This window comes from Streptomyces sp. NPDC044106 (assembly GCF_056433985.1).
In genome coordinates this window covers 74,845-90,935 of sequence record NZ_JBWKFZ010000013.1, presented here as the reverse complement: position 1 = coordinate 90,935, position 16,091 = coordinate 74,845, and the positions used below count along the sequence as shown (strand labels likewise).

The window sequence follows — 16,091 nt, the reverse complement described above, 5'->3', positions numbered from 1 at the left end:
GAATGGAGTGACGTTGCTGGAACGCAACGCGGGCGCCGCACGTTCCTCGTGCGGCGCCCTTCTCACGCCGTAGAGTTGCGCGCACTCCAACCACAAGATCGACCGATACGAGGCCCCCACCGTGCGCCGACGCTCACTCCTCCTTGCTGTCCCGGCCGGCCTGCTCACGCTGGCAGGCTGTGGTGACGACAAGGCCGACAAGGCCAAGACCAAGCCCAGCGACAGCCCGACCAACTCCGCGTCGGCGCCGCCGACCGCGAAGATCGTGGACGGTCCGCTGCCCGAGATCACGAAGGGCACGAAGTTCGGTGAGAAGCCGACCGTGGCCAAGGGCAAGGGCAAGGCGTCCTCCGACCTGGCGGTCAAGACCCTGATCGAGGGCAAGGGCAAGGAGGTCGTCAAGGGCGACTATCTGCAGGCCAACTACCTCGGCCAGATCTGGGCGACGGGCAAGGTCTTCGACAACTCCTACGACCGCGGCAATCCCACGGTCTTCCCGATCGGCGTCGGCCAGGTCATTCCCGGCTGGGACCAGGCGCTGGTCGGCAAGAAGCTCGACAGCCGCGTGGAGCTCGCCATCCCCCCGAAGATGGGTTACGGCGAGCAGGGCAACAAGGACGCGGGCATCAAGGGCTCGGACACCCTCGTGTTCGTCGTCGACCTGGTCGGCACCTTCACCGCCAAGAGCTCGGCGAAGGGCAAGGAGGTGGCGCAGTCCAACAAGGACCTGCCCAAGGTCGGGACGAACACCGACGGCAAGGCCCCCTCCATCGACATCCCGAAGGCGAAGGCCCCCGAGAAGCTCGTCGCGTCGTACATCATCGAGGGCGACGGTGACGAGGTGAAGGAGACCGACAGCCTCCTGTGCCAGTACGAGGGCGTGCTGTGGGCGGACGGCAAGGAGTTCGACTCCTCGTACAAGCGCAAGCAGCTGGCCTCGTTCCAGCTCGCGCAGGTCGTCAAGGGCTGGGCGCAGGGTCTGACCGGCAAGAAGGTCGGCAGCCGCGTCCTGGTCGTCATCCCGCCGGAGCTGGGATACGGCGAGAAGCCCCCGCAGGGCACCCCCATCAAGAAGGACTCCACGCTGGTCTTCTGCGTGGACATCCTCGCGAAGATGTGACCCTCGGGGGATGCAAGACTGTCCGCGCTGACCTTTCGTATCAAAGCAGGAGCATTTTCGTGAGCATCGACAAGCCCGAGGTCGACTTCCCCGTCGGCGAGCCGCCGGCCGATCTGCAGATCAAGGACATCTGGGAGGGTGACGGGGCGGTCGCCAAGGCGGGCGACTTCGTCAAGGTCCACTACGTGGGCGTCGCCTTCAGCACCGGCGAGGAGTTCGACGCCAGCTGGAACCGCGGCAACCCGCTGGAGTTCCAGCTGGGCGCCGGCCAGGTCATCTCCGGCTGGGACCAGGGCGTGCAGGGCATGAAGGTCGGTGGGCGGCGCGAGCTGACCATCCCGGCCCACCTCGCGTACGGCGACCGCGGCGCCGGTGGCGGCCGCATCGCGCCGGGCGAGACGCTGATCTTCGTCTGCGACCTCGTCTCCGTCTGAGGACGACGTCCGTGACCTGAGCGGTCCACCGAGGGCCCATGTCCGTCCGGCATGGGCCCTCGGCCGTGTCCGGGCACGGGCCCTCGGCTTTTGCCCGGACACCCCGGGGCGGTACGGTCATCGGTCGGAAGCATTGTGTGTTGTATGGCCGAGAAAGGGCGTCGATGGCCATTGCCAAGGCCGAGCGGCTGATGAATCTGGCGCTGTGCCTGCTCGGGACCCGGCGGCCGCTCAGCAAGCGTGAGCTGCGCGACTCCATCGAGGCATACGTCGAGGCCTTCGGGCCGGGGGGTCGGGCGGCCGCGTCCGACGACTCCTTCAACCGGATGTTCGAGCGCGACAAGGACGATCTGCGCGAGCTCGGTCTGGTCATCGAGACCGTGGAGAACCTCGACGGCGAGGTCGGCTACCTCGCCCGCCGTGACAGCAACCGCCTGCCGCCCATCACGATAGACGCCGAGGAGGCCGCGGCCCTCGGCCTGGCCGCCAAGGTCTGGCAGCAGGCCCGGCTCGCCGGGGCCGCCAGCGGCGCCCTGCAGAAGCTGCGCGCCGCCGGGCTGCCCGAGGACGCCGACCCGTACGGGGCGCACAGCGCCCTGGAGCCGCGGATCCCCGCGCACGAGGCGTCCTTCGAGCCGCTGATGCTCGCCCTGCGCGACCGCCGCCCCATCGTCTTCGACTACCGCAAGGCCACCGCGGCCCGCCCCGAGCAGCGCCACGTCGAGCCCTGGGCGCTGGAGTGCTGGCGCGGCCACTGGTACCTCGCCGGATGGGACCGCGACCGGGGCGCCGAGCGTGTCTTCCGGCTTTCGCGGATCACCGGCAAGGTGCGCGCCCGCGCCGGAAAGTACACGGCCGACGTCCCGGACGTCGTCACGGTCCGCGAGACCGTCGCGGGCTGGGCGGGGGAGATCGCCGACCGCACCGCCCTGATCCGGCTGCGCACGGGGTCCGGGTACCCGCTGCGGGCCAAGGCCGTCGCGATGCGAGAACTGGGCGACGGGTGGGACGAGTTGGAGATTCCGTACGGCCACGGGCTCGATGCCTGGCTGGTGGAGTTCGGGCCCGACGTGGTGGTCCTGGAGCCCGCCGAGCTGCGGGCCGACGTCGTGGACCGGCTGCGCGCCGTGGCCAAGGGCTGAGGGGGAGCGGAAGAGCAATGGCCTCGAACGCCATCGACCAGACGCGGCGGATGCTGTCGCTGGTGACCTATCTGCGCGAGCGCCCCGGCGCCCACGTCGAGGACGTCGCCCGCGCCTTCGGTATCACTCCCGACGAGCTGATCTCCGACCTCGACGTGCTGCCGATGTGCGGGACCAGCTTCCGCGGCGGCGACCTCCTGGACATCGACACCGACGGCGACCGCATCTGGTGGCACAACCCCGACGACGTGGCGGCCCCGCTGCGCCTCGCCGCCGACGAGGCGACCGCGCTGCTCGTGGCCGCCCGCGCGGTGGCGACCCTGCCCGGCCTGCGCGAGAGCGACCGGCTCGCGCTCCTGCGCGCCACCGCGAAGCTGGAGACGGCGGCCGGTGAGGCCGCGGGCGCCAGCTCCCGACTTTCGGTGACCTTCGAGTCGGAGGGCGGCGTCTTCGCCGACGTCGACCGGGCCATCTCCGAGCGGCGCCGGCTCTGGATCCGCTACTACTCGCCCGCCCGCGACGAGGTCACCGAGCGCGAGATCGACCCCATCCGGCTGGTGAGCGTCGGCCACACCTATGTGGAGGCGTGGTGCCGCCGCTCCGAGGCGCGGCGCACCTTCCGCCTCGACCGGGTCGCCGAGATCAAGATCCTCGACGAGCCGTCCGCGCCGCCCGAGGTCGAGCTGCGCGACCTCTCCGAAGGCCTCGTGCAGCCCGCCGCCGAGGACCCCGAGGTCGTCGTCGAGGTCGGCCCCGGCGGCCGCTGGGTCGCCGAGTACTACCCCCACGACAGTGCCGAGGAGCTGCCCGACGGCGGCCTGCGGATCACGCTGCGCACCCCCGACCCCGCATCGCTGCGCCGTCTCGCGCTGCGTCTCGGCAGGGACGGGCGGATCGTCTCCCCGGCGCAGCTCGCGGACAGCGCGCGGCAGGCGGCACGCGAGGCACTCCAGGCGTACGAGAGGGATGACGAGAGGCAGGAGCAAGGGCGTTGAGCACACCGACCATGTCCGGATTGCCGGGAGTCCCGGCGCAGCCGCGGAACACCCCGGTCCTCTTCACCGCCGCCTGCCCCGACTGCCGCGCCCGCTTCGAGCTGTCCGCGGGGGCGCTGCGTCTCGCGATCGGCGCCAGCAGCCGCACCACCTTCTACTCCTTCACCTGCCCCGAGTGCGGGGCCGCGGTGCGCAAGCCCGCGGGTGAGCGCATCGTCGAACTCCTCACCGGCGGCGGGGTGCGGACGCTGCGTCTGCACTCGACCGTCTAGGCTCGGCGCATGTTCTGGGCGATGCTCGCGATCGCGGCGGGCTTCTTGGGCCTCGCCGTCCTCGGTGTAATGGCGGTCAAGGTCTTCGTGGAGGCGCAGCGTCTCGCGCGTCAAGTGACCGAGACCACACGGCGGATCAACCGGGCGGCGGAGGACCTGGAGAGGGCCGCGGCCGATGTTGCCCGTGCGGGACAAGGGGCTCTTTAGCGTCCGCGACCTGTCAACTCCCCACGGTGGACCGGTACGCTGCGAATACGGCCCGGGATCGAGGCGGGGGGCCGCACTCGGAGTACGCGCGGGGATTGCCGAGCGTTTACCCCGGGGGGTTACGATCGCTGCAAGCGCGGGAGATCGGATAAATGTCCGGTCTGCCGAGCACCAGACTCCTGTCGCCTCGGTGAAGAAGGTATACAGCTATGGGTAGGCTCGGCCCCACCGAGATCATTCTCATCCTCGTCGTCATCGTCCTGCTGTTCGGCGCCAAGAAGCTGCCCGACATGGCGCGCTCCCTCGGCAAGTCGGCCCGCATCCTCAAGAGCGAGGCCAAGGCCATGAAGTCCGAGAGCAAGGACGACGCCGCCGCTCCGGCCGACCCGCCGAGCGAGCCGGTCGTCCAGCCGCGCACGATCAAGGCTGCCCCCGGCGACGTGACCAGCTCGCGCCCGGTCACCGAACCGACCGACCGTACGACGCAGCGCTGATCCAAGGCCGGCGCCGGCCGGCCTGCCGCACGAGATGAGGACGTGGGTTGCTCAAGTCTGCCCGCAAGAAGGAGAAGGACCCCGAGGGGCGGATGCCCCTCGCGGAGCACCTTCGCGAGCTCCGCAACCGGCTCGCCAAGGGGCTCCTCGCGATCACGGTCGTATCGATCGTGGCCGCGTTCTACAGCCAGGAGCTGATGGAGTTCCTGGCTGATCCCGTGCCGCGCTGCGAGCCCGGCATGAAGCAGACCGGCGGCCACTGCGCGACGGTGACCTTCAACGACCTGCTTTCGCCCTTCACCACCACGGTGAAGGTCAGCCTCATGGTCGGCATCATCGTGTCCAGCCCGGTCTGGCTCTACCAGCTGTGGGCGTTCGTCGCACCGGGCCTGCACAAGCACGAGCGGAAGTACACCTACTGGTTCGTCTCGGCCGCCGTGCCCCTCTTCTTCGCCGGCGCCTGGCTCGCGTACACGATCCTTCCCGTCAGCATGCGCGTCCTGCTCGGCATCACGCCGGACGGGGCCCAGAACCTCCTGCCGATGGACAAGATCCTCGACTTCACCGTCAGGATGGTCCTCGTCTTCGGCGCCTCGTTCGAGCTCCCACTGCTGCTGGTGATGCTCAACGCGACGGGCATAGTGACCGGCCGCCGCATGCTGACCTGGTGGCGCGGCGTGGTCATGGGCGTCTTCATCTTCGGCGCGGTGGCGACCCCGACCACCGACCCGGTCGGCATGATCGCCCTCGCCGGACCGATCGTCGTCCTCTACTTCATCGCCGTCGGCTTCTCCCTCCTCAACGACAGGCGCCGCCGTCGCAACGACCCCGACGCCGAGCTCGACGACGACGAGGCGTCCGACATCGACCTCACGCCCGAGGCCGTCGACGACGTCGAATCGGTGCGGCCGCCCAGGGCGCTGCCCGAGCAGGCGGGCACCGGCCGGGCCGATCACCGGGTGAACGGTTTCGACGATGTGACGTGACCTTGTAGGGTCCCGTCGTGACAAGCGAGATCACCCTCTTCGTCAACCCCACCGCGGGCCGCGGCCGGGGCGCCCGCGCGGCACAGCCGGCCGCTTCGGCGTTGCGGGCCCGCGGCTTCCGCGTACGGACGGTCATCGGTGAGGACGCCCCCGACGCGCTGCGGCGGGCCCGTGCGGCCGTCGGCGCGGGCACCGGGGCGCTGATAGCCGTCGGCGGTGACGGCATGGCGAGCCTCGCGCTGCGGGCCGTCGCGGGGACGCGGACCCCGCTCGGCGTGATCGCCGTGGGGACCGGCAACGACTTCGCGCGCGCCCTCGGCCTGCCGGTGCGCGAGCCGGCGGCCGCGGGGGAGATCGTGGCCGAGGCGCTCAAGGGGGCCAGGACGCGCGACGTCGACCTGGGCGAGGTGGGCGGCACCTGGTTCGCGACCGTGCTCGCGTCGGGCTTCGACTCGCGGGTCAACGACCGGGGCAACCGGATGCGGTGGCCCACGGGACGCTTCAAGTACGACCTCGCGATGATCGTGGAGCTGGCGGCGCTCAAGCCGATCCCCTACCGCATCACGCTGGACGGCGGCGCCGTCCACGAGGTCGAGGCCACCCTCGTCGCGGTCGGCAACGGGACCTCGTACGGCGGCGGCATGCGGATCTGCGCCGGGGCCGACATGGGCGACGGGCTCTTCGACGTCACGGTGGTGGGGGAGTGCAGCCGGACGACGCTGCTCAAGGTCTTCCCGCGGGTCTACAAGGGCACGCACCTCGACCATCCGCTGGTCACCGTGCACCGCGCCGCGACGGTGGAGCTCGCCGCGCCCGGCATCACCGGATACGCCGACGGGGAGCCGCTGGGCGCGCTGCCGCTGACCGCGCGGTGCGTACCGGGGGCGGTGCGGGTGCTCGTGCCCTGAGCGCCTGTCTTTCGACCCCCGCCTGCGCCCGTTCGGATAATGATCGTCCGTTGTCAGTGGTGGCCGGTAGTCTCGAAAGCACGATGACAGAGGACCTCTCACCGGCCGAGCGGTATGCGGCGGCGCGCAAGCGCGCTGTCGAGCAGGCCACCGCACTCGCGTCCTTCCGCGAGATGTACGAATTCGGCCTCGACCCCTTCCAGATCGAGGCCTGCAAGGCCCTCGAGGCGGGCAAGGGCGTGCTCGTGGCCGCCCCCACGGGCTCGGGCAAGACGATCGTCGGCGAGTTCGCCGTGCACCTGGCGCTCGGCCAGGGCAAGAAGTGTTTCTACACCACGCCCATCAAGGCGCTCTCCAATCAGAAGTACGCCGACCTCGCCAAGCGGTACGGCGCGGACAAGGTCGGCCTGCTCACCGGCGACAACAGCGTCAACAGCGATGCCCCGGTGGTCGTCATGACCACCGAGGTCCTGCGGAACATGCTGTATTCGGGCTCGCAGTCGTTGCTCAACCTCGGCTATGTGGTCATGGACGAGGTGCACTACCTCTCCGACCGCTTCCGGGGCGCCGTCTGGGAGGAAGTGATCATCCATCTGCAGGAGTCGGTCACGCTGGTCTCCCTCTCGGCCACGGTGTCGAACGCGGAGGAGTTCGGCGACTGGCTCGACACCGTGCGCGGCGACACCGAGGTGATCGTCTCCGAGCACCGGCCCGTGCCGCTCTTCCAGCACGTCCTCGCCGGGCGCCGGATGTACGACCTCTTCGAGGAGGGCGAGGGCCAGCGCAGGGCGGTCAACCCCGACCTCACGCGGATGGCGCGGATGGAGGCCAGCCGCTCGTACAACCCGCGCGAGCGCCGCAAGGGCAAGATGATCCGCGAGGCCGACCGGGAGCGCGAGCGCCGTCAGCGTTCGCGGATCTGGACGCCGGGCCGCCCCGAGGTCATCGAGCGGCTCGACGCCGAAGGGCTGCTGCCCGCCATCACCTTCATCTTCAGCCGCGCGGCCTGCGAGGCCGCCGTGCAGCAGTGCATGTACGCGGGGCTCAGGCTGAACGACGACGAGGCGCGGATGACGGTCCGCGGGATCGTCGAGGAGCGCACGGCCTCGATCCCCAACGAGGACCTGCACGTCCTTGGCTACTACGAATGGCTGGAGGGTCTCGAACGCGGCATCGCGGCGCACCACGCGGGCATGCTGCCGACCTTCAAGGAGGTCGTCGAGGAGCTGTTCGTGCGCGGCCTGGTCAAGGCCGTCTTCGCCACCGAGACGCTCGCCCTCGGCATCAACATGCCCGCGCGCAGTGTGGTGCTCGAGAAGCTCGTCAAGTGGAACGGCGAGCAGCACGCAGACATCACCCCGGGCGAGTACACGCAGCTGACCGGCCGTGCGGGCCGTCGCGGCATCGATGTCGAGGGCCATGCGGTGGTCCTCTGGCAGCGCGCCATGAGCCCCGAGCATCTGGCAGGGCTGGCGGGCACGCGTACGTACCCGCTGCGCTCCAGCTTCAAGCCGTCGTACAACATGGCGGTGAACCTGGTCGAGCAGTTCGGCAGGCACCGCTCGCGCGAGCTCCTCGAAACCTCCTTCGCGCAGTTCCAGGCCGACAAGTCGGTCGTCGGGATCTCCCGGCAGGTGCAGAAGAACGAGGAGGGCCTGGAGGGCTACAAGGCCTCCATGACCTGCCACCTGGGCGACTTCGAGGAGTATGCGCGGCTGCGTCGCGAGCTCAAGGACCGCGAGACCGAGCTGGCCAAGCAGGGCGCGGCCCAGCGCTGGGCCGCCGCTGCCGCCGCCCTGGAGAAGCTGAAGCCGGGCGACGTCATCCACGTGCCCACCGGGAAGTACGCGGGGCTGGCGCTCGTCCTGGACCCGGGCCTTCCGGCCGGCCGGGCCAACGGCCACCGGGACTTCGATCACGTGGACGGCCCCCGTCCGCTCGTCCTCACCGCCGAGCGGCAGGTCAAGCGGCTCGCGTCGATGGACTTCCCGGTGCCGGTCGAGGCCGTGGAGCGGATGCGCATCCCGAAGTCGTTCAACGCGCGCTCGCCGCAGTCCCGCCGTGACCTGGCGTCCGCGCTGCGCACCAAGGCCGGGCACCTCGTGCCCGACCGGCACCGCAAGGGGCGCGCGACGGCCGCCGACGACCAGGAGATCGCGAGGCTGCGCGCGGAGCTGCGCGCGCACCCCTGCCACGGCTGCGACGAGCGGGAGGACCACGCGCGCTGGGCCGAGCGGTACTACCGCCTCAAGCGCGACACCTCGCAGCTGGAGCGCCGCATCGAGGGGCGTACGAACACGATCGCCCGTACCTTCGACCGGATCGTCGCCCTCCTCAGCGAGCTGGACTACCTGCGCGGCGACGAGGTCACCGAGCACGGCAAGCGGCTCGCCCGGTTGTACGGGGAGCTGGACCTGCTGGCCAGCGAATGCCTGCGCGCCGGGGTGTGGGAAGGGCTGAGTCCGGCCGAACTGGCCGCGTGCGTCTCGGCGTTGGTGTACGAGGCGCGGGTCGGTGACGACGCCCTCGCGCCCAAGCTGCCGTCCGGGGCGGCGAAGGCGGCGCTGGGCGAGATGGTGCGGATCTGGGGCAGCCTCGACGGCCTGGAGGAAGAGTTCAGGATCAGTCAGACGGAGGGCGTCGGCCAGCGCGAGCCCGACCTCGGCTTCGCCTGGGCGGCGTACATGTGGGCCTCCGGCAAGGGCCTCGACGAGGTGCTGCGCGAGGCGGAGATGCCGGCCGGTGACTTCGTGCGCTGGTGCAAGCAGGTCATCGACGTGCTCGGGCAGATCGCCGCGGCGGCCCCGGGCGGGGGCGGCACGGTGGCGAAGAACGCCCGCAAGGCGGTCGACCTGCTGCTGCGGGGTGTGGTGGCGTACAGCTCGGTGGGCTGAGCGGGACCTCTGCGGCGCGCACGGGCGCGTCCCTCGACCAACTCGGTCGCGGGGCGCGCCCGTTCGACGTTTTTCCGAGCGTTCGAGATGTCACGCCATGTGTTCGAATGGTCGCCGGGTGTGCAAAAGGGCAGAGTGTATGCCCGTCGGCGAGGCCTCTGCAGAGGGTTGCCGAATATGACACGGCGCCGAATCCGGCGCACTAAGCTCGCCCGGAGCGCGGCGAGTTGAACGAGTTGCGACAGATTCGCGCGCTTGTTCCCAAATCTTCCGTTCGTTCGGTTTGTCATCCTCCACATATGTTCTGGCATCCCCCAAAGACGTCATTCCCCCCAAGACGAGTGTTCAGAGGGCATACATGGTGAGTGTTCAATCGCCTCCCGGTGGCCGAGAAGTCCCTTACGCGCGCGTGCTGTTGCTGCCCGCCATGCTGATGGCGGCGGCGACCGGAGCCGCCGTCGCCACGGTGACGGAACCGGCCCGCCCCGCCGTCGGCTGGTGCGGCGCCGTCGCGACCCTCATGGTCATCGCGGTCGGCGCCGAAGCGGTGCGACGCGGCCGGACCATCCGGGGGCAGCGCACGCAGTACGCACAGCGCCTCGCCTTCCTCGAGCGGCGCATCGCCTCCCACGACGACGAGACCGTGCGCCTGGGCCGGGAGATCCTGCCCGACGCGCTCTGGCGGCTGCGCCAGAACGAGACCCCCGTCGACGTGATCCGCAACGTCGTGGACAAGGACGAGGCCTACCGCGACCTCCCCGACGCGCAGCGCGACCTGCTCCGCTCCATCCTGGAGATCCTGGACCACGAGGAAGCGATGCGCGAGTCCGCGCAGCGCGCCTTCGTCAACATCGCCCGGCGCGTCCAGTCGATCGTCCACCAGCAGGCCGCTGAACTGCGCGAGATGGAGGAGTTCCACGGGCGCAACCCCGAGGTCTTCGACGACCTGCTGCGCATCGACCACGGCACCGCGCTGATCGGCCGGCTCGCCGACTCCATCGCGGTGCTCGGCGGCGCCCGCCCCGGCCGACAGTGGCCCAAGCCCGTACCGCTGTTCAGCGTGCTGCGCGGCGCGATGTCCCGGATCCTGGACTACCCGCGCGTCGAACTGCACTCGATCGCCAACGTCGCGATCCACGGCACCTCCGTCGAACCGCTCATCCACGCCTGCGCCGAACTTCTCGACAACGCCACCCGCTACTCGCCGCCGCAGACCAAGGTGCACGTCACCGCCGTCGAGGTGCAGACCGGCATCGCCGTCGAGATCGAGGACGGCGGTGTCAGCCTCAGCGAGGAGGCGCGGGCCCGCGCCGAGCACATGCTGGAGCAGGCGCAGGCCGGCATCGACCTCAACGACCTCGGTGAGACGCCCCGCCTCGGCATGGCCGTCGTCGGCCGCCTCTCGCAGATGTACAACCTCCAGGTCTCCCTGCGCCAGTCCGCCTACGGCGGGGTCCGCGCGGTCCTCATCGTGCCGCACGAGATGATCACCACCGGGCCCGCGCCCGGCCTCGCCCACGGCATCGGCGCCTCCGCCGTGCCCCGCGTGGACAACGCGGGACGCACCATCGAGGAGCCCGCCCGCAACATCCGCCGCAAGAAGCCCCGCGTCGTCACCGCGGGCCCACCGCTGCGCTCCCCGCTCACCGCGAACATGGCGGACGACATCCCCGAGGTCACCGAGTGGACGGAGGGCGGCCTGCCGCAGCGCCGCAGCCGGGTCAAGATCTCCCTCAGCGAGCGGTACGCCCAGGAAGCCGAGGCCCAGCGCATCGCCGAGGCGCACGCCGCCGCGACCGCGCCGCCCCCGCCCGCCCCGAAGCGCGAGGAACCCGAACCGGGCCTGTGGATCGAGGCCTTCATGAAGGGCGTCAAGGGCGAGGGCCCGGGCAACCCCGACGGGGTGCCCCCGCAGAACAACCACGGCAGCGCCGACGAGAGGGACTGGCAGTGATCCAGCAACGCGCCAACTTCGACTGGATGCTGAAGGAGCTCGCCGACGGGGTACCCCAGACCCGGCAGATCGTGGTGCTCTCCGCCGACGGCCTGCGCATCGCGCGCTACGGCGGCGATCCGGACGCGGCCGACCGCATCGCCGCGGCCTGCGCGGGACTGCAGAGCCTGGCCGCCGCCGTGGCCACCGAGATCCCGCACAGCGACGGCGGCATGAAGATGGTCATCATCGAGATCAACGGCGGCTACTTCTACCTGATGGCCGCGGGCACGGGCGCCTACCTCGCCGTGCTCGCGGACGAGACCGTCGACGCGGGCCTCATCGGCACCCGCATGCGCGACCTGGTCGTACGCATCGGGGCGCACCTGACGAGCCCGCCCAGGCGCGACGGGCAGGCCGTATGACTCCTCCGCGAGACGCCCCCCGCGGCTCCCGACCGGACGACGTCCCGCCGCAGGGCCCCGCACCGCCCCAGCGGGAGCGCCGCAGCCCCGAGAACCCGGAGCGGCTGTACATCCTCACCGGCGAGGGCTCCGAGCGGGCACCGCTCGACCTCGTCACCCTGATCGTGGCGCAGGGAGAGGCGTCCCCCACGGCTCAGCCGGAGCACTCCGCGGTCCTGCGGCTGTGCCCGACACCGCTCTCCGTCGCCGAGCTCTCGGCGTACCTGGCACTGCCGTTCAGCGTCGTGACCGTCGTCCTGACGGAGCTGCTCGCGACCGAGCTCGTCCAGGCGCGCGCTCCCATCGTCCGCTCCGCGCTCCCCGACCGATCCCTTCTCGAAGCGGTGATGCATGGACTTCAAAAGCTCTGACACGATCACGGGACCACGCAGCGAGGACGTCCTGCCGCACACGGCCGCGGCCGCCGTGAAGGTCGTGATCGTGGGCGGCTTCGGGGTCGGCAAGACGACGATGGTCGGCTCGGTCAGCGAGATCCGCCCGCTGACCACCGAGGAGACGATGACCCAGGCGGGCATCGGGGTCGACGACAACTACGGCTCCGAGTCCAAGACGGCCACCACCGTGGCGATGGACTTCGGACGGATCAGCATCTCCGAGGAGCTCGTCCTCTACCTCTTCGGCACCCCCGGCCAGGAGCGCTTCTGGTTCCTGTGGAACGGCCTCTTCGAGGGCGCGCTCGGCGCGGTCGTCCTCATCGACACCCGCAGGCTCGAAGTCAGCTTCGACGTGATCGGCCGCCTGGAGGAGCGCGGTGTGCCGTTCGTCGTCGCCGTCAACGACTTCCCCGACGCGCCCCACCACCCGACCGAGACCCTGCGCAGGGCCCTCGACCTGGAACCGGTGGTGCCGATCATGGCGTGCGACGCGCGCCGCAGGGAGTCCAGCCGCGATGTCCTGATGACCCTCATGCGCTACCTGCACTCCCTGACGGTGGCGCGCGTCTGACCGCGCCCGCGCCCCGTATCCAGCAACCCGGAACCCCCTCAGCGAATCCCGGAGCGACGACCGTGACGACTCCTCCCACCCCTTCCTGGCCCGGCACCGAGGCCCCCGCCGCCGCGCCCCCCGGCTGCCCGGCCCACGGCCTGGGCCCCGGCGGCCTGCGCCGTCTCTACGGCCCCGAGGCGGAAGCCGACCTGGCGGGCCTGTACGAGAAGCTGCGCGCCGAGCACGGCCCGGTCGCGCCCGTACTGATCCACAACGACGTGCCGATCTGGGCTGTGCTCGGCCACAGCGAGAACCTGCACATGCTCCGCACCCCCTCGCAGTACACCCGCGACTCACGCCGCTGGCGGGCCGTGCAGGACGGCAGCGCGGGCCCCGACCACCCGCTCGCACCCGTCTTCACCTGGCAGCCGATGTGCAGCTTCGTCGAGGGCGACGAGCACCAGCGGCTGCGCGGCGCGGTCACCGGCGCCATGTCGGGCATCGACCACCGCGGCATCCGCCGCCACATCAACCGCTATACGAACCTCCTCATCAACGACTTCTGCCAGGACGGCCACGCCGACCTGGTCAGCCGGTTCGCCGAGCACCTGCCGATGATGGTGATGTGCCACGTCCTCGGCATGCCGGAGGAGTACAACGAACGCATGGTCCAGTCCGCCCGCGACATGATCAAGGGCACCGAGACCGCCATCGCCAGCAACGCGTACGTGATGGAGGTCCTGATGGGCCTCGTGGCGCGGCGGCGTGCCCATTCCGAGGAGGACTTCACCAGCAGCCTCATCGCCCACCCGGCGCGGCTCACCGACGACGAGGTGGCCGCGCATCTGCGCCTTGTCCTCATCGCCGCGTACGAGGCCACCGCCAACCTCATCGCCAACGTGCTGCGCATGGTCCTCACCGACCCGCGCTTCCGTGCTCAGCTCAGCGGCGGTCAGATGACGGTGCCCGAGGCGGTCGAGCAGTCCCTGTGGGACGAGCCGCCGTTCAGTGCGATGGTCGGCTACTTCGCCAAGCAGGACACCCAGCTCGGCGGCCAGCGGATCAGGGCGGGCGACGGACTGATCCTGGGCATCGCGCCCGGCAACGTCGACCCGGTGGTACGGCCCGACCTCGCCGCCAACATGCAGGGCAACCGCTCGCACCTCGCGTTCAGCGGCGGCCCGCACGAGTGTCCGGGCCAGGACATCGGCCGCGCCATCGCCGACACCGGCGTCGACGCGCTCCTGATGCGACTTCCGGACGTCGAACTGTCCGTGGACGAGCGGGAGTTGCGGTGGACCTCGTCGATCCTCTCGCGGCACCTGGTGGAGCTGCCGGTCCAGTTCGAGCCGCGCCCGCCGCAGGACGTCATGGCCCGCCCCTCGGCGCAGGTGCCGACACCGCGCAGGGACTGGCAGGTCTCGTCCCCGCCCCCGCGCCGGCCGGAACCCGCGGCCCCGGCCGCGGCCCCGGCCGCCGCCCCCGCGGCGCCCGAGGCCGCGCCCCGGCCCAGGGGGGCGTGGCAGCGCTTCCTCCTCTGGTGGCGCGGCTACTGACGGCTACGGCCGCGGCTGCCGCGCCCAGGCGTCGTACGCCGTCCAGGCCTCCAGCGTCCGCCCGCTGACGAAGCGGTGGGCGACGCCCGTGACCGGATCCGTGAACTCCAGGGCCCGCGCCAGGAGTTGCAGGGGCCGCCGGAAGTCGTCCGGCGCCGCGGGTCCGGTCACCACCGGATACACCGGATCGCCGAGGATCGGCAGCCCCGACGCGTTCATGTGGACGCGCAGCTGGTGGGTCCGGCCGGTGTGCGGGGTGAGGCGGTAGCGGCCGAGACCGGCGCGGTGCTCGACGAGTTCGATCCGGCTCTCGCTGTTCGGCTCCGCGCCCTCGACCTCGTACGCCGCGATGACCCCGCGGTCCTTGCGGATGTGGCTGCGCACGGTCCGTGGAAGCGGTACGCCGGGGTCGTACGGCGCCACCGCCTCGTACTCCTTGCGCACGAGGCGGTCGCGGAACAGCGTCTGGTACGCGCCGCGCTCCTCGGGCCGCACGGTGAACAGGAGCAGCCCGGCGGTGAGGCGGTCCAGGCGGTGCGCGGCGCCGAGCGCCGGGATGCCGAGCTCGCCGCGCAGCCGGGCGAGCGCGGTCTGGGTGACGTGGCTGCCGCGCGGCATGGTCGCGAGGAAGTGCGGCTTGTCCACGACGACGATGTGCTCGTCGCGGTGGACGACGTCGAGGGCGAAGGGGACGGTGACCTCGGCCGGCGGGTCGCGGTGGAACCAGACGTGGGCGCCCGGGACGTAGCGGGTGTCGGGCGCCACCGGCGTCCCGTCCTCGCCGACGATCCTGCCGTCCCGCACCATCGCGTCGATGACCCCGGGCCCGGCCGCGAGCCGCTCCACCAGGTGGTCGCGCACGGTCGGCCATGTTCCGTCGTGCGGCAGCCTGACCCGCACGGGGTCGACGCCGTCGCGCTGGGGGAGGGGGGACGGCGGAACGCGGGGCTTTCGTCTCATCAGGAGGCCAGCGTACGGGGGCGCTCGGGGGCGGGGCTCGACGGCTTGTGTGCGCCCCGGAAAACCACTGCCGCCGGGCGGGGCGCCGCTGGCACGATGCGGCCATGCCTTTCAAGATCTCCGATATCGTCCCGGCCGGCACGCTGGCCCGCCGGGAGCAGCCGGCGCTCCCCGTCCCCGGCGGCCTGGTCCTGCGCCCCTGGACACCCGCCGACGCGCCCGCCGTCCACGAGGCGTTCCAGGACCCCGTGATCCAGCGCTGGCACGCGCGCGTGTCCGCGTCCGAGAGCGAGTCCCGCGGCTGGATCGAGGGCTGGCGCGAGGCCTGGGGCGAGGAGCACGACGCGTACTGGGCGATCGCCGACGCAGGCAGTGACGAGGTGGTCGGGCGCGTCGCCCTGCGGTGCATCGTGCTCGCCGACGGGCAGGCCGAGATGGCGTACTGGACCATGCCGTCGGCGCGCGGCCGGGGCGTGGCCTCGCGCGCGGTCGTGGCGCTCACGGAGTGGGCCTTCGACGAGGTGGGCCTGCACCGCCTGGAGCTGACGCACTCGACGGCCAACGAGGCGTCCTGCCGCGTCGCCCTGAAGACCGGCTTCACCGCGGAGGGCACCAAGCGCAGCGCGCTGCTGCACGAGGACGGCTGGCACGACATGCATCTGCACGCGCGGATCAGGGGGGAGGGGGCGGGCGTGCCGGTGTGATGCGCCGGAGTTCGGGGCGGGGGTGCGTGCGCGGGCGCGGCGGGGGCGGCGGGGTCGACCGCGTCGGCTTGCTT

At 71.3% G+C, this 16,091-nt stretch carries 17 protein-coding genes; 16 read left to right on the top strand and 1 reads right to left on the bottom strand.

The features are described from left to right. Positions 1 to 121 precede the first annotated feature (121 nt). The 15 genes from AC07DI_RS24270 (at position 122) to AC07DI_RS24200 (ending at position 14,353) form a co-directional block, all read left to right on the top strand. Positions 122 to 1,120, top strand: a complete 999-nt coding sequence (locus AC07DI_RS24270) for an FKBP-type peptidyl-prolyl cis-trans isomerase (RefSeq protein WP_384258226.1) — start codon at positions 122 to 124, stop codon at positions 1,118 to 1,120. A gap of 59 nt (positions 1,121 to 1,179) precedes the next feature. Beyond that, on the top strand, positions 1,180 to 1,554 hold the full coding sequence (locus AC07DI_RS24265) for an FKBP-type peptidyl-prolyl cis-trans isomerase (protein WP_055567247.1): 375 nt from the start codon (positions 1,180 to 1,182) through the stop codon (positions 1,552 to 1,554). Between the two features lie 164 nt (positions 1,555 to 1,718). Further along, complete coding sequence (locus tag AC07DI_RS24260; RefSeq protein ID WP_478906079.1) at positions 1,719 to 2,696, top strand: helix-turn-helix transcriptional regulator; 978 nt, start codon at positions 1,719 to 1,721, stop codon at positions 2,694 to 2,696. 17 nt (positions 2,697 to 2,713) lie between these two features. Next, complete coding sequence (locus AC07DI_RS24255; protein WP_384258221.1) at positions 2,714 to 3,691, top strand: helix-turn-helix transcriptional regulator; 978 nt, start codon at positions 2,714 to 2,716, stop codon at positions 3,689 to 3,691. An 11-nt stretch (positions 3,692 to 3,702) separates the two neighbouring features. Then, complete coding sequence (locus tag AC07DI_RS24250; protein WP_478906201.1) at positions 3,703 to 3,963, top strand: hypothetical protein; 261 nt, start codon at positions 3,703 to 3,705, stop codon at positions 3,961 to 3,963. Positions 3,964 to 3,972: 9 nt separating this feature from the next. Then, positions 3,973 to 4,170 carry a hypothetical protein gene (locus AC07DI_RS24245; RefSeq protein ID WP_384258216.1) on the top strand — a complete coding sequence of 66 codons (198 nt, stop codon included), beginning with the start codon at positions 3,973 to 3,975 and terminating at the stop codon, positions 4,168 to 4,170. Between the two features lie 209 nt (positions 4,171 to 4,379). Beyond that, the gene (gene tatA, locus AC07DI_RS24240; protein ID WP_384258214.1) at positions 4,380 to 4,664 is read left to right on the top strand and encodes a Sec-independent protein translocase subunit TatA; all 285 of its coding nucleotides are present in this window, start codon (positions 4,380 to 4,382) and stop codon (positions 4,662 to 4,664) included. Positions 4,665 to 4,756: 92 nt separating this feature from the next. Then, entirely contained in the window at positions 4,757 to 5,650 is an 894-nt protein-coding gene (gene tatC / locus AC07DI_RS24235) for a twin-arginine translocase subunit TatC (protein ID WP_478906200.1), read from the top strand. A 17-nt stretch (positions 5,651 to 5,667) separates the two neighbouring features. Beyond that, positions 5,668 to 6,558, top strand: a complete 891-nt coding sequence (locus AC07DI_RS24230) for a diacylglycerol kinase (RefSeq protein WP_478906078.1) — start codon at positions 5,668 to 5,670, stop codon at positions 6,556 to 6,558. 83 nt (positions 6,559 to 6,641) lie between these two features. After that, positions 6,642 to 9,452 (top strand): DEAD/DEAH box helicase, encoded by a 2,811-nt coding sequence (locus AC07DI_RS24225; protein ID WP_478906077.1) that lies wholly within the window; start codon positions 6,642 to 6,644, stop codon positions 9,450 to 9,452. A gap of 358 nt (positions 9,453 to 9,810) precedes the next feature. Next, a complete protein-coding gene (locus AC07DI_RS24220) occupies positions 9,811 to 11,406 on the top strand; it encodes an ATP-binding protein (RefSeq protein ID WP_478906076.1) in 1,596 nt (531 codons plus the stop codon). Then, positions 11,403 to 11,810, top strand: coding sequence for a roadblock/LC7 domain-containing protein (locus AC07DI_RS24215; protein ID WP_361732951.1), 408 nt, complete (start codon positions 11,403 to 11,405; stop codon positions 11,808 to 11,810). Before AC07DI_RS24220 ends, AC07DI_RS24215 begins: the two co-directional genes overlap by 4 nt. Further along, complete coding sequence (locus tag AC07DI_RS24210) at positions 11,807 to 12,220, top strand: DUF742 domain-containing protein (RefSeq protein ID WP_478906075.1); 414 nt, start codon at positions 11,807 to 11,809, stop codon at positions 12,218 to 12,220. Before AC07DI_RS24215 ends, AC07DI_RS24210 begins: the two co-directional genes overlap by 4 nt. Beyond that, positions 12,201 to 12,815 carry a GTP-binding protein gene (locus tag AC07DI_RS24205; RefSeq protein ID WP_384258201.1) on the top strand — a complete coding sequence of 205 codons (615 nt, stop codon included), beginning with the start codon at positions 12,201 to 12,203 and terminating at the stop codon, positions 12,813 to 12,815. Before AC07DI_RS24210 ends, AC07DI_RS24205 begins: the two co-directional genes overlap by 20 nt. Before the next feature lie 62 nt (positions 12,816 to 12,877). Then, entirely contained in the window at positions 12,878 to 14,353 is a 1,476-nt protein-coding gene (locus AC07DI_RS24200; RefSeq protein ID WP_478906074.1) for a cytochrome P450, read from the top strand. A gap of 3 nt (positions 14,354 to 14,356) precedes the next feature. Here the strand turns inward: AC07DI_RS24200 and AC07DI_RS24195 are convergent, their stop codons facing one another. Next, the gene (locus AC07DI_RS24195) at positions 14,357 to 15,313 is read right to left on the bottom strand and encodes an RluA family pseudouridine synthase (RefSeq protein ID WP_478906073.1); all 957 of its coding nucleotides are present in this window, start codon (positions 15,311 to 15,313) and stop codon (positions 14,357 to 14,359) included. 104 nt (positions 15,314 to 15,417) lie between these two features. Here AC07DI_RS24195 and AC07DI_RS24190 point away from each other — a divergent pair, with 104 nt between their 5' ends. Then, positions 15,418 to 16,017 (top strand): GNAT family N-acetyltransferase, encoded by a 600-nt coding sequence (locus AC07DI_RS24190; protein WP_478906072.1) that lies wholly within the window; start codon positions 15,418 to 15,420, stop codon positions 16,015 to 16,017. The last annotated feature ends 74 nt before the right edge of the window (positions 16,018 to 16,091 follow it).

What these genes read in the sequence shown, in the direction of transcription:
- AC07DI_RS24260 (WP_478906079.1), top strand. Translation starts at nt 1,719, where the DNA reads ATGGCCATTGCCAAGGCCGAGCGGCTGATGAATCTGGCGCTGTGCCTG.
- AC07DI_RS24255 (WP_384258221.1), top strand. Translation starts at nt 2,714, where the DNA reads ATGGCCTCGAACGCCATCGACCAGACGCGGCGGATGCTGTCGCTGGTG.
- AC07DI_RS24250 (WP_478906201.1), top strand. Translation starts at nt 3,703, where the DNA reads ATGTCCGGATTGCCGGGAGTCCCGGCGCAGCCGCGGAACACCCCGGTC.
- AC07DI_RS24245 (WP_384258216.1), top strand. Translation starts at nt 3,973, where the DNA reads ATGTTCTGGGCGATGCTCGCGATCGCGGCGGGCTTCTTGGGCCTCGCC.
- tatA (WP_384258214.1), top strand. Translation starts at nt 4,380, where the DNA reads ATGGGTAGGCTCGGCCCCACCGAGATCATTCTCATCCTCGTCGTCATC.
- tatC (WP_478906200.1), top strand. Translation starts at nt 4,757, where the DNA reads ATGCCCCTCGCGGAGCACCTTCGCGAGCTCCGCAACCGGCTCGCCAAG.
- AC07DI_RS24225 (WP_478906077.1), top strand. Translation starts at nt 6,642, where the DNA reads ATGACAGAGGACCTCTCACCGGCCGAGCGGTATGCGGCGGCGCGCAAG.
- AC07DI_RS24220 (WP_478906076.1), top strand. Translation starts at nt 9,811, where the DNA reads ATGGTGAGTGTTCAATCGCCTCCCGGTGGCCGAGAAGTCCCTTACGCG.
- AC07DI_RS24210 (WP_478906075.1), top strand. Translation starts at nt 11,807, where the DNA reads ATGACTCCTCCGCGAGACGCCCCCCGCGGCTCCCGACCGGACGACGTC.
- AC07DI_RS24205 (WP_384258201.1), top strand. Translation starts at nt 12,201, where the DNA reads ATGGACTTCAAAAGCTCTGACACGATCACGGGACCACGCAGCGAGGAC.
- AC07DI_RS24195 (WP_478906073.1), bottom strand. Translation starts at nt 15,313, where the DNA reads ATGAGACGAAAGCCCCGCGTTCCGCCGTCCCCCCTCCCCCAGCGCGAC.
- AC07DI_RS24190 (WP_478906072.1), top strand. Translation starts at nt 15,418, where the DNA reads ATGCCTTTCAAGATCTCCGATATCGTCCCGGCCGGCACGCTGGCCCGC.